Source organism: Streptomyces sp. NTD91, assembly GCF_059510455.1.
Map to the genome: position 1 here is coordinate 71,447 of NZ_JCAJZW010000035.1, position 12,004 is coordinate 83,450.

General features: G+C 70.0%; 12 protein-coding genes and 1 pseudogene. 8 read left to right on the forward strand and 5 right to left on the reverse strand.

Annotated elements, in window-relative coordinates; all coding sequences use genetic code 11:
* Nucleotides 1–15 precede the first annotated feature (15 nt).
* Nucleotides 16–702: an LAVTG motif-containing sortase-dependent surface protein gene (locus tag AC5WRT_RS28835; protein ID WP_496100754.1), complete on the reverse strand. Its 687-nt coding sequence runs from the start codon at nucleotides 700–702 to the stop codon at nucleotides 16–18.
* 340 nt (nucleotides 703–1,042) lie between these two features.
* Here AC5WRT_RS28835 and AC5WRT_RS28840 point away from each other — a divergent pair, with 340 nt between their 5' ends.
* The 4 genes and pseudogenes from AC5WRT_RS28840 to AC5WRT_RS28855 all read left to right on the forward strand — a co-directional run.
* Nucleotides 1,043–2,488, forward strand: coding sequence for a tyrosine-protein kinase domain-containing protein (locus tag AC5WRT_RS28840; RefSeq protein WP_496097665.1), 1,446 nt, complete (start codon nucleotides 1,043–1,045; stop codon nucleotides 2,486–2,488).
* Nucleotides 2,485–3,063, forward strand: coding sequence for an arsenate reductase/protein-tyrosine-phosphatase family protein (locus AC5WRT_RS28845; RefSeq protein WP_496097666.1), 579 nt, complete (start codon nucleotides 2,485–2,487; stop codon nucleotides 3,061–3,063). Before AC5WRT_RS28840 ends, AC5WRT_RS28845 begins: the two co-directional genes overlap by 4 nt.
* A 297-nt stretch (nucleotides 3,064–3,360) precedes the next feature.
* On the forward strand, nucleotides 3,361–3,774 hold the full coding sequence (locus AC5WRT_RS28850; protein WP_496097667.1) for a globin: 414 nt from the start codon (nucleotides 3,361–3,363) through the stop codon (nucleotides 3,772–3,774).
* Between the two features lie 598 nt (nucleotides 3,775–4,372).
* Nucleotides 4,373–4,824: pseudogene (locus AC5WRT_RS28855) on the forward strand (ATP-binding cassette domain-containing protein); the annotation flags it as partial.
* Nucleotides 4,825–4,827: 3 nt separating this feature from the next.
* On the opposite strand, the gene AC5WRT_RS28860 reads toward AC5WRT_RS28855, so the two are convergent.
* The 4 genes from AC5WRT_RS28860 to AC5WRT_RS28875 all read right to left on the reverse strand — a co-directional run bounded on the left by AC5WRT_RS28860 (nucleotide 4,828) and on the right by AC5WRT_RS28875 (nucleotide 8,629).
* Entirely contained in the window at nucleotides 4,828–5,505 is a 678-nt protein-coding gene (locus tag AC5WRT_RS28860) for a DUF8185 domain-containing protein (protein WP_496097668.1), read from the reverse strand.
* Complete coding sequence (locus AC5WRT_RS28865; RefSeq protein ID WP_496097669.1) at nucleotides 5,502–5,924, reverse strand: acyl-CoA thioesterase; 423 nt, start codon at nucleotides 5,922–5,924, stop codon at nucleotides 5,502–5,504. Before AC5WRT_RS28865 ends, AC5WRT_RS28860 begins: the two co-directional genes overlap by 4 nt.
* Before the next feature lie 6 nt (nucleotides 5,925–5,930).
* The gene (gene ettA, locus AC5WRT_RS28870) at nucleotides 5,931–7,595 is read right to left on the reverse strand and encodes an energy-dependent translational throttle protein EttA (RefSeq protein ID WP_496097670.1); all 1,665 of its coding nucleotides are present in this window, start codon (nucleotides 7,593–7,595) and stop codon (nucleotides 5,931–5,933) included.
* 284 nt (nucleotides 7,596–7,879) lie between these two features.
* A complete protein-coding gene (locus tag AC5WRT_RS28875) occupies nucleotides 7,880–8,629 on the reverse strand; it encodes a GntR family transcriptional regulator (protein ID WP_496097671.1) in 750 nt (249 codons plus the stop codon).
* 664 nt (nucleotides 8,630–9,293) lie between these two features.
* On the opposite strand from AC5WRT_RS28875, the gene AC5WRT_RS28880 reads away from it, so the two are divergent.
* From AC5WRT_RS28880 to AC5WRT_RS28895, 4 genes are all read left to right on the forward strand, one after another.
* Nucleotides 9,294–9,791 (forward strand): SAV_915 family protein, encoded by a 498-nt coding sequence (locus tag AC5WRT_RS28880; protein ID WP_496097672.1) that lies wholly within the window; start codon nucleotides 9,294–9,296, stop codon nucleotides 9,789–9,791.
* Complete coding sequence (locus AC5WRT_RS28885; RefSeq protein WP_496100755.1) at nucleotides 9,791–10,093, forward strand: DUF6317 family protein; 303 nt, start codon at nucleotides 9,791–9,793, stop codon at nucleotides 10,091–10,093. The genes AC5WRT_RS28880 and AC5WRT_RS28885 overlap by 1 nt, the downstream gene beginning before the upstream one ends.
* A complete protein-coding gene (locus AC5WRT_RS28890; protein ID WP_496100756.1) occupies nucleotides 10,093–11,367 on the forward strand; it encodes a WXG100 family type VII secretion target in 1,275 nt (424 codons plus the stop codon). Before AC5WRT_RS28885 ends, AC5WRT_RS28890 begins: the two co-directional genes overlap by 1 nt.
* Nucleotides 11,368–11,440: 73 nt before the next feature.
* Nucleotides 11,441–11,881 carry a hypothetical protein gene (locus AC5WRT_RS28895; protein ID WP_496097675.1) on the forward strand — a complete coding sequence of 147 codons (441 nt, stop codon included), beginning with the start codon at nucleotides 11,441–11,443 and terminating at the stop codon, nucleotides 11,879–11,881.
* Nucleotides 11,882–12,004: the final 123 nt, after the last annotated feature.

Below are 12,004 nucleotides of genomic sequence, written 5' to 3' on the forward strand. Positions count from 1 at the left end.
GGAGTCCTTGCCTCGTCATGAATTACGGCGGCGGCGCACAGCCAGCACCGTGCCACTGCCCACCACGAGCAGCGCCGCTGCGGCACCGCCCACGGTCATGGCCTTCTCACTGCCCGTCTCCGCCAGGCTGCCGTGCTGCGGCGGGCTCACCGGCTCGACGGCCTTGCTGCGATCGTCGTCCCCGAAGTCCACGTAGTGCCCGTGGTGTCCACCGTGGTGTCCGTGGTGTCCGTGGTGTCCGTGGTGGTGCGGCGGCTTGTGGGGGAAAGTCGGGCTCGGGGTCGGGGTCGGGGGCGGGGAGCCGGTCCCGCCCAGTACGTAGATGGTGACACCGACACTGGGGTCGGGGTCGCCCGAGGTGAGCCGGAACACGTGGTAGCCGGTGACGGTCGACGTCGGGATGGTCACGGTCCCCGACACCACTCCGCTGGAGTCGGCCTGGAAGTGGCCGAGGACGACCGGCGTTGATTCCAGCAGCGCCGTGACGCTTGTCCCCGGGTCGAAGGCTCTTGAACTGAAGGTCAGCGGCTGCCCGGCCGTCACGGTGGTGGCGCTGACGGACAGCGCCCCCGCCGATCCCGGCGGGTACGGCTGTGCGTGGGCGGTCTCGGCTGCTGCCAGCGGCGCGGCGACGAGCAGGGCGGCGGATGCCGCCGATGCCAGTGCGACGCGCCATCTGGGCGATGTCGTCGTCTTCTTCATGCACTCTCCTCGGCTTCGGCACGGGCCGGGCGCTTGCACGTCGGCCGTACTCGAGATCTGGATGTTCAACACCTGCGTACATGCAATAAATGGGACATATCCAGACCCGTTAACGTGGCGCCCCCCAGAAGTCACCGGATGGGGTAGCACTCGCTTCCCGATGGTCCACGCGGACGCCTCGGCGGATGACCTCGCCGATGTGCGTCGCCCGGGTCGTTCGACGGACCGACATGGGGTGGCTTCCCCGCTCCGGGCGTGCGAGTCCCTATGGTCGGCTGTGCACAAAGGGAGCCGAATGCCCTGATTGGGGCGGTTCCCCCGGCTCTATGAGGGATGCAGCTTGGATCTCCACCAGTTCCTGAAGACTCTTGCCAGACGCTGGCCGACCGTCGTGGTCTGTCTGGTGCTCGCGGTCGGGGCGGCAGTTGCCGCGACGGTCCTGAGTACCCCTGTCTACGAGGCCAGGACTCAGCTCTTCGTCGCCACCCACACCGGCGAGGATTCCGCCCAGCTGAACCAGGGTCAGAGTTTCTCGCAGGCCCGTGTGCAGTCGTACGCGGCCATCGTGACCACACGTCAGGTCACCGAGCCCGTGATCAGGGAGCTGGGGCTGCGCACCACGCCGGAGGAACTGGCGGCACGGATCACCGCGACCGCACCGCTCAACACGGTGCTCATCGACATCGCCGTCCGGGACACCGCGCCCGAGCGGGCCGCCCGTGTCGCCAACGCCGTGGCGCAGCGGTTCAGCGCGGTCGTCGAGCGGTTGGAGACGCCCAAACGCAACCCGGCACGGCACGGGAAGAGCCACGCGGACAGTGAGACCGCGACCTCACCCGTCTCCCTGGGCATCACCCAGGAGGCCGTCGCTCCCTCCGGTCCGGTCTCGCCCCGCCCCCTGCTGAACCTGTCGGCAGGGCTGCTCGGCGGACTGCTGCTGGGTGCCGGAGCGGTCGCCCTGCGCGAGACCCTCGACACCACGCTCAAGACCAGCGAATCGCTGGGCGAGGTCACCGGGCTGCCCGGTCTCGGCACCATCCCCTACGACAGGAACGCCCCGAGGCGGCCGCTCGTCACCACCGACGTGCGTTCCAGTCGCGCCGAGGCCTTCCGCAAGCTGCGCACCAATCTGCAGTTCTCCCAGGTCGACGACCGGCCCCGGATCATCGTGGTGACGAGTTCGGTGCCCGGTGAGGGCAAGACCAACACCGCGGTGAACCTCGCCCTCTCGCTGTCCGAGGCCGGCGTCTCCACGTGCCTGGTGGACGGCGATCTGCGCCGCCCGTGCGTGGCCGCGGCCTTCGGCCTGGTGCAGGACGCCGGTCTGACCACGGTCCTCATCGGGCAGGCACGCATCGAGGACGTGATGCAGCAGGCCGAGGGCCGGCTGTCGGTGCTCACCAGCGGCGCCCTGCCGCCGAACCCCACGGAGCTGCTCGCCTCGGGGCGCATGAAAGAGGTGCTGGGTGAGCTGGCGGACACCTATGAGGTCGTGATCGTCGACACCGCGCCGCTGCTACCGGTCGCCGACACCGTCGGACTCGCCTCGCTCGCCCAGGGCGCGCTGCTCGTCGTCCGCGCCGCCAGGACCAGCCGGGACCAGGTCCGCGCCGCCGCGGCCTCGCTGGACCGCGTGGGCGTCCGGGTCCTCGGCACCGTCTTCAGCATGGCTCCCGCCCCCAAGGGCGACCGCTACAGCGGCTACGGGTCCTACGGAGAGCTGCCCGCACCTCGTGTCTCGGTCACTCAGGGAAAGGCGGGCGCACCGGGGCCGGGCCGGAAATGACCCGGGTCCTGTTCGTCTGCACGGGCAACGTGCACCGTTCGGTGCTCGCCGAGCGGCTGCTGGCTGCCAGGCTTCCGCCCGGCTCGGCCGTGCGGCCGGAGAGTGCCGGCACGCAGGCGTGGCCCCACTGCGGCATGGACGCCTCCACCAGGACGGTGCTGGAGGAGCTGGGCGGTGACGGTTCGGGGTTCGAGACCCGCGCGCTCACCGCGCACCTGGTCGCGGAAGCGGCGCTGGTGCTGGGGCTCGCCCGTGAGCACCGGGAGGCGGCCGTGCGGCTGGTGCCCTCGGCGCTGCGGCGCTGCTTCACCCTGAAGGAGTTCCTCCGTCTCGCCGCCTGGTCCTGCGGCGGAGTGCGCGGCGGAGGGGCCCGAGTGGATCCGGGGTGCGGTGATGCCGTGGTGGCGGCCGCGGCGGCCCGCAGAGGTGCCGTCCCCTCCGTCCCGCCGGCCGAGGACGACATCGCGGACCCCGCGGGAAGACCCCGGGACGTGCTGTACGGGTGCGCCCGTGAGATCGACCGGACGGTGGGCAGGCTCGCCGGTCTGCTGGACGGCGGCGCGGCAAGGGCCTGAACCCCGGTGCCCACAGGGGTCCGGTGTCCGCACCGACGCGGTGACGCCGCCCGCCGCTCCCGCAGGCCGGCGCCGGCGGCCGGGGGCCTGCGGGTGGGCTCGCCGAACAGCAGCACGGCAGCGCTCCCGGGCCCCGCGGCTCACGCCCGTCCCGGTCGGCGCGTCCGCGGGACGCCGGCCGCCGCCTTTCCTGCGGGCCGTCGCTGCTCCGCGCCCTTCTTCGGCCGCTGCCACGAACGCCTCCCGACCGGCCAGGACGGTGTACGGCTCGAGACCTGGGTCACCCGGTCTGACACCATGGAGGACGTGAATGAGATTCGGCGCGGCACGCTTCAGGAGCAGACCTTCTACGAGCAGGTCGGCGGGGAGGAGACCTTCCGCCGGCTCGTCCACCGTTTCTACGAGGGAGTCGCCGTGGATCCGTTCCTGCGGGCGATGTACCCGGAGGAGGACCTGGGCCCCGCCGAGGAGCGGCTGACGCTGTTCCTGATGCAGTACTGGGGCGGCCCCACCACCTACAGCGAGAACCGCGGCCATCCCCGGCTGCGCATGCGGCACGCCCCGTTCCAGGTGGACCGGGCGGCGCACGACGCGTGGCTGCGGCACATGCGGGTGGCGGTCGAGGAACTCGGGCTGTCCGATGAGCACGAGACGACGCTGTGGAACTACCTGACGTACGCCGCCGCGTCGATGATCAACACCCCGGACTGACCGGCCGCCGCTGAATTTCGAATTCCGGTCGTGCGGAGCCGTATTGCGGTCACGATCCGGTGCAGACCGGTCGACAACCGCTTACCCGGAGCCGCTCCGGTCTGTCAGCATCGCTCGAAGGTCGGGAACCGACGGGCACTCACGGGGGCCGGGTGACGGGGCTTGTCTTCGCACGCGCGCGTGCGCACCGGCTGCTGCCGGGTGCCGCGGTGCTCACCGTCGTGCTGACCACGGCGGTCCTGGCCACCCTCACCGCGTACTCGGCGGCGATCGGCGACGCCGCGCTCCGCCACGTGCTGGCCGATCCCCGCAACGCGGCCGACACCGCGCTGATCGTCAAGGCGGACGTGTCGCCGGACCGGCGCGCCGCCGCCGACGCCGCCGTCCGCGCGGGCGCCCGGAAGACCTTCGCCGGCCTGCCGGTGTCGATCAGGACCCTGCGCCGCTCCGGCCCCTACGCGCTGCCCCGCCCGCTGCAGCCGCCCGCGACCCGGACCCGACCTACTTCGCCGCGCTGGACCGCACGCAGCTACGGCCGACCGAGGGCCGCCTCGCGCGCCGTACCGCGGGCGCGGTCGCGCTCCCGCAGACCGCCGACCCGCGGGAGATGTCCGGCGGCCAGCAGCAGCGCGTCGCGATCGCCGTGGCCCTCGCCTGCGCCCCGGCGGTGCTGCTCGCCGACGAGCCCACCGGCGAACTCGACTCCGGGACCGCCGCGCAGATCTTCGACGCGTTCCGCACGGCCGACGAGACCCTCGGCACCACGATCGTGATCGTCACCCACGACCGGGCGGTGGCGGGCGAGGTCCGCCGCACGGTCGCCATCCGCGACGGCCGTACCTCCACCGAGGTGCTGCGGCGCAGCGAGATCGACGCCGCGACCGGCCATGAGAAGGTCGTGGCCCGCGAGTACGCCATGCTCGACCGCGCGGGCCGTCTCCAGCTCCCCGCCGACTACCTTCGCGCCCTCGACATGCGCGACCGCGTGGCCTGGAACTGGAAACGGACCGCATCGGGGTGTGGCCGGACGGCACGCGGTCGCCGGAGTGAGTCTCAGCGCACGCTGACGCCGAGCGGGCCGAGGCCCGCCCGCCGTACGGCGACGGACCCGTAGGGGGTGCGCAGCCTGAGCCACGCCCCCGAGGAGTACAGCCCGGTGCCGGCCGGGTCTGCACCCGGCCGCAGGAAGCCCAGCGACTGCGCCGCGTGCACGGCCCGGACCGGAAGCCCGGTCCGGCCGACCTCCCGGGACCAGATGTCCCGCCCGATCCGGTCCAGCTCGGCGCGGGTGCGGGCGTCGGGCGCCAGCTCCTCGGTACGGGACCGGAACTCGGTGACCGCCGCCGCGACGGTCGCCCGCAGCACGTCGGGGGCGGGCAGCCCCGGCGCGGCCCGCCAGCCGCCGCGCGGCGGCAGCACCCCGGCCCACGGCGGACCGGTGACCGCGGCCGGCACGGCGGCGGTGGCCCCGCGCTCGTCCACGGACTCGAGGAACTCTCCGGCGGAGACGGTCACGTCGAGGGTGGCGTCGAGTCCGTCCTCGTACGGCTTCTCCAGCCGTACGGCGCGGACGGCCAGCACCTCGAAGGACGGCGGACGTCCGAAGACGGCGAGCGCGGTGCCGGCCGCCTGCAGGCGCACCGCGGCTCCACGGTCGTAGTGGAGCAGCCGGGAGAGGAAGGCGGCGAGGTCGGCCGCCTCCGTCTCGTCGGCCAGGTGCAGCACCGTCATGCGGCGACGGCCTCCTCGTCCTCGTCCTCGGCCGTGTCCCGGTACCCCTCGAGGAACTCGCGCTCCTCGGCGGTGATCCGGCGTGGCCGCTGCGCCTCGAAGTCGAACGGGACGATGACGGTGGAGGCCCGCACGTAGACGAGGTCCGCGTCCTTCACCTCGTAGGCGATGGTGAAGGACGCGGCCTTGATCTCGGTGACCCACAGCTCGATGTCCACCGGGCGGTGCCGATGAACGAGCTGCCGCTTGTAGTCGATCTCGTGGCGCGCCACGACCGACCCCTGCTTGAACTCCTTGTCCGGGCGGAACAGGAAGTCGATGCGGGCTTCCTCCAGGTAGCGGAGGAAGACGACGTTGTTCACGTGCCCGTACGCGTCCATGTCCGCCCAGCGCAGCGGGCAGCGGTAGATGTGGCGCAAGACCGATCAGCCCCGGGTCAGCTTCTTGTAGGTGGCGCGGTGCGGACGCGCGGCGTCCGGGCCGAGCCGCTCGATCTTGTTCTTCTCGTACGACTCGAAGTTGCCCTCGAACCAGAACCACTTGGAGTCGCCCTCGTAGGCGAGGATGTGCGTGGCGACGCGGTCGAGGAACCACCGGTCGTGGGAGACGACCACGGCGCAGCCCGGGAACTCCAGCAGAGCGTTCTCCAGGCTGGAGAGCGTCTCCACATCCAGGTCGTTGGTGGGCTCGTCGAGCAGCAGCAGGTTGCCGCCCTGCTTCAGGGTCAGCGCCAGGTTGAGCCGGTTGCGCTCACCGCCGGAGAGGACGCCGGCCGGCTTCTGCTGGTCCGGGCCCTTGAAACCGAACGCGGACACGTACGCGCGCGACGGCATCTCGACCTGCCCGACGTTGATGTAGTCGAGCCCGTCGGACACGACCTCCCACAGCGTCTTCTTCGGGTCGATGTTCGCGCGGCCCTGGTCCACGTACGAGATCTTGACGGTCTCGCCGACCTTGATGCCACCGGAGTCCGGCGTCTCCAGCCCCTGGATCATCTTGAACAGGGTGGTCTTGCCGGCACCGTTCGGGCCGATCACCCCGACGATGCCGTTGCGCGGCAGGGTGAAGCTGAGGTCCTCGACGAGGACCTTCTCCCCGAAGGCCTTGTTGAGCTTGTCGACCTCGACGACGACGCTGCCCAGGCGCGGGCCCGGCGGAATCTGGATCTCCTCGAAGTCCAGCTTCCGCATCTTCTCGGCCTCGGCGGCCATCTCCTCGTACCGCGCGAGACGGGCCTTGGACTTGGCCTGCCGCCCCTTGGCGTTCGACCGCACCCACTCCAGCTCTTCCTTGAGCCGCTTCTGCCGCTTGGCGTCCTTCTGGCCCTCGACCTTCAGACGGGCGGCCTTGGTCTCCAGGTAGGTGGAGTAGTTGCCCTGGTACGGGTACGCGCGCCCGCGGTCCAGCTCGAGGATCCACTCGGCCACGTTGTCCAGGAAGTACCGGTCGTGGGTGATCGCGACGACGGTGCCCGGGTACTTGGCGAGGTGCTGCTCCAGCCAGTTCACCGACTCGGCGTCGAGGTGGTTGGTGGGCTCGTCGAGCAGCAGCAGGTCGGGCTGCTCCAGCAGCAGCTTGCACAGCGCGACGCGGCGCTTCTCACCACCGGAGAGGTTGGTGACGGGCCAGTCGCCGGGCGGGCAGCCGAGGGCGTCCATGGCCTGCTCGAGCTGGGCGTCGAGGTCCCAGGCGTTGGCGTGGTCCAGCTCCTCCTGCAGCTTGCCCATCTCGTCGAGCAGCGCGTCGGAGTAGTCGGTCGCCATCAGCTCGGCGATCTCGTTGAACCGGTCGAGCTTGCCCTTGATCGCGGCGACACCGTCCTGGACGTTCTCCAGGACGGTCTTCTCCTCGTTCAGCGGGGGCTCCTGGAGCAGGATGCCGACGCTGTAGCCCGGCGACAGGAAGGCGTCGCCGTTCGACGGCTGCTCGAGCCCCGCCATGATCTTCAGCACGGTCGACTTACCGGCACCGTTCGGCCCGACGACGCCGATCTTCGCTCCCGGCAGGAAGTTCAGGGTGACATCATCGAGGATCACCTTGTCGCCGTGCGCCTTGCGCGTCTTGCGCATGGTGTAAATGAACTCAGCCAAGAGAAACCGTCCGGCAGCTTGAAATCTGGCAGTGGGCAGATACACCCCATCTTGCCTGAACGCCAGGCTTGGGTGTTAACCCGTTTGGTGCGGGGGCTCTGACCTGGGGTTTCGGTGGGGGCGAGCTGTGGCTCGTCTGTCACTGTCGGCCGCCGCTGGGTGGCCTCGGGCACCCTCGGACGGCCCAGGGACGGCCCGGCGTGGAGCATGGATCAAGCACTGGAGAGGCAGGCCCGGGACAGACCTGCGGGGTATCAGGCGGCAGGCTCGCCCTCGGCTGTCGGCTACCGGTTGATGGGGATCTCGTACACGATCTCGCAGTGCGCGGCGGGCACCACGATGTCCGCCGTCTCCACGGGACGCCCCTGGTCGCTGTAGTACGTCCGCCGGATGTGCGTGACGAGCGCGGCCTTCTGGATGCCGAGTATCGACGCCTCCTCAGCGGTCGCCTGCCTCGGCTCGGGCTGCTCCACGGCATGGCTGACGGTGACGCCGATCGCGGCCATGCGGTTCACGACGCCCGCCCCGGCATGCGGCCCTCCCTCCGGGAGGACGACGAGAGTGCCGACGGTGAGATCGTAGGGCTCCCAGCTCGTGGACAGCTGCACCGGCCTGCCGTCGGCCAGGAACTCGTACGTAGTCCGGACGCACAGGTCACCCTCAGCGATGCCAAGCCGCGCCGCGATGTCCGCCGGCGCCGGGACCTTGGCATCGGTCCGGCTCTCCCAATCACCCTGCTTGCCCGCGGCCTTCATATCCGCGCGGAACGGCGATCCGCTGGGCTGCTCCCGGGCCGTCGACCGGACGACCCGGACCCGCTTCCGGGGCTCGGCGACGTACGTGCCCGACCCGGCGCGGCCTTCAAGTACACCCTGGGAGATCAGCAACTCCTGCGCGCGGCGAACGACGCCCACACCGCACTCCTGGCCGATCTGAGCACGGGAGGGCAGACGATCCCCGGACTCCCATACGTGCTCCGCGATCCGCCGCCGGAGTTCGTCGGCGATGCGGAGATAGGGCGGCTGCTCAGGCATATGGAAAATCTAGTCGAAGAGTTTGCGGCCGTGGCCGACACTCTGGTGACAAAGCGGTAGTCGCTGTGCCGACGTGTGACGGAGCGCTGTTGGAGGCCTGGTCGTGCCCGTGGTCAGTCCCTTCCGTTCCACGTGATTCCCCGTAGCGTCTGGCACGCGACTGGCACGCCCGGTTCGATCCGGGGGCGACCGCCGAGAAGCGCGAGTCCCCGCGCCACCCCACCGCCCGGCACGCTGCCCGAAGATTCCTCGCGCAGCAACACCGTGTGCTCGCCGCCGTCCGCGTCGTACCAGATGAAGTCCTCGTACGCGATGGGTGTCCGGCGCGGTCGACGGCTCGGCGGCCGATCAGCCGGTAGCCGTCGATACCCGCCCCGGTTGAGAGGCCGGGACCTCTTCGGTGGTGGGTGCCTGCGTCGCGCGGTGATGGGCTCGGCGCGCCAGGCTTTGCCGGTGGTCCTGTGTGTGCCGCGCGGCTTCCCGGCCCGCGCTGCGCTGGTTCATCAACAGGTCAAGGGCTGATCGGTGTACGGCCAAGCCGCCGTATGGGTTCCGTGTGCACCCTGATCGGCGCCCCGACATAGGAGGATTTGCTCCGATGCTCGCTGGCTACTGTGGTCGGGCTCCATCATCCACGCGGAACCACGGGGAAGAGGTGACGGCGGTGGGAGCGCCGATACGTTCGCTTCTGTTCGACTACGTCGAGCCGGATTCGGTCGCTCCGTCCGGACCGGCGCCCGAGCCGCAGCGATCGCGTTTGCTGGACTTCGTTGAGGAGGCGCCGCCCGGGCGGCATGATGCGGACGACCGTCCGGGACCGAAGCCGGGTGTTCCGGCCTATCACACGCCGGTGTTCGTCCCGGCCCATCCGCGGTCTGTGGTTGCGACGGGCGCCGGGGGCAGCCTGGCCCGCGTGCCGTTCATCGTCTTCGAGCTCTTCGCGCACCCCTCGCACGGCACTGTGGCCTTCGCTTTCACCACGCCGGAGAAGCTGGTGGAGGCGCTCGGGGAGTTGCAGCCGTGGGTCGCCACGTCCATCGGCCCGCTTGCCGAGGGGGTCCGCGAACAGGGCGTCGGTGTCCTGTTCGACCCGCGGGTCGTTCCCGGACACCACAACTGGCAGCCGGAAGACCTGGCCGCCTATGCCCAGGAGGTGCGGTGATGTCGGCTGACTTCAAGGCGATTTACGGCGACCTCAGCACGATGGCGACGACGTTCCACGACCAGGCCACCGAGTGGCGCAAGCTGCACTCAGACGTGGCGCCGCCCATAGGCAGCGGGGGCGATCCGGGACTGGACCACGCGATCAAGGAGGTCGCTGACCTCATCATCGGGCTGCACATCGGCCTGGCGGACAGGTTGGACGAGCATGGGGACAAGGTCGGATACGCGCGGGACTCCTTCCATCGGCACGACATCGACGTGCATGGGCTGTTCGACGACCTGAATCTGGAGGAGGGCTGATGGGCGACAGCTGGGTCGGCGGTGACATCGGCGTGCTGCGCACGATGTCCGACACGTACAAGAACGCCAAGGACAAGCTCGACGGCGTGGTGAAGCCGCTCACCCGTGTCGTCGACGAGCTGGCCACCGACGCCAGCTGGAAGGGCGAAGCCGCGAGCACCTTCCGTGGGCAGTGGACGGCCGACGCGATCACGGCCGGCGCCTTCGCCACTCTCGTGTACGACGCGGGCAAGATACTCGGAGACCTTGCCGACGCCCTCTCCACCTGCGACTCCGCTCTGAAGAACGCCGAGCACGTCGCCACGCGCAAGGGCGTGCCGACGGGGGGAGGAGGCGTCGTCGCACCGATCGTCACCTCCGACCCCACGACGGCGGCCGCCGTGAAGGAGTACGAGACGGCCCGCACCGAGATCCTGCACACTGCGCAGCATGCCCGGCTGGTGGCAGCGGACAAGTTGCGGGGGTTGTACCTGCAGGTCACGAAGAAGGATTCTTCGGTATCCACGGGCGACAAGATCACCATTGACGACTTCCTGCGCGGCCTGTACGCCTACTCTGCCGAGGACACCCGGGCCGACGGCAAGAAGGCCCGCACCCAGATAGACGCGGCCAAGGCCGAGGAGCAGGCCGCCAAGAAGCAACTCAAAGCTGAACGCAGGGTGTTCCAGCAGCAGGGCCGCAAGATGCCCGACGATCTTCCCGCCAAGAGCGCTTACGACGATGCGGTAAGCAAGGTCAAGGCGCTGGAAGATGACATCCTGGCTGCCGACCACGGCGGCGACAGGCTGCCGCTTGACCGCGCGCTGAACGTCAAGATGGTCGGCGCGGCGCATGCATTGCGTGTCGGGGAGGGCGTCGAGAAACTCCCGGACTTCCTGAAGGAGGTCCCCGTCCTTGACGTCGCCGCGGCAGGCACCTGCGGTCTGCTGGAGGCGAAGGACGACCACGACAAGGGCTGGTCCTGGCAGCACTCCATCGTCGTGGACGGCGGTGCCGCGCTCGGCGGCTTGGCCGTCGGCGCGGGCATCACAGCGGCACTCCCAGTGGAGGGTGCCGCCGCCGTCTGCGTGGTGGGCACGGGGGTGATTATTGGTGTTACCGGCATCATCGACCACTCGTTCCATGAGCACTGGAGCGAGGACATCCACGACCACGGCGTGGTCGGCGGTCTCCTGCACGGCTCCGGCCACGTCCTCTCGCAGACAGGGGACGACTTCGTACGACTGAAGGACGACGTCTGGCATGGCATCAAGAGCTTCACGAACGCCCTCTGACACTGCCGCTTCCCGAAACCCGGTTCAGATCCCCTCCCTACCGGGGCTCGGCACCTCCTGGTACAAGCGCGGAGTGCACTACTGGCTGCGCAGGGTTTTCACGGGACTTCTCTGGCTCGCCTTGCTGGCCTTTCTCGGTTACATCGTGGTCCGGCTCTACCAATCGTTCCGAGTCGACCTGTCGTCCACTCTGCGCCTGGTGTGGGACTGTGCACAGGTGGCCCTGTCCTGTGTGGCGCTGGTCTCGGGATGGGTGGCAGGGCGCCGACGGCACGAGAAGGCGCTCCTGGACCCACCCACGCCGACAGAGGCCCGTGCAGCGCGACGTGCCCGGGCCGGCCGCAATGTGGGGCTGGCCTTCGTAGCCCGCATCCTCTGGCTGGTCGTGATGCCCGTCATGCCTGCGGTGTTCGCGTACGCCATCGGCGAGTTCCTCGTCGTCCTGACCGTTCGGGAATCCGCCGCCGAGGTCGGCGCCCGCGCGTGGGTGGAGAAGCATCAGTTGGGATCATGACGACGAGATTTGCCCAGATCCCGTCCGCCACCGCCGCGCCGTCCCGCTGCCCCCGGACCGTGATCGGTCCGGGGCCTTTGCGTTGGTGCCCCCGGCAGGATTCGAACCCGCGACACCCGCTTT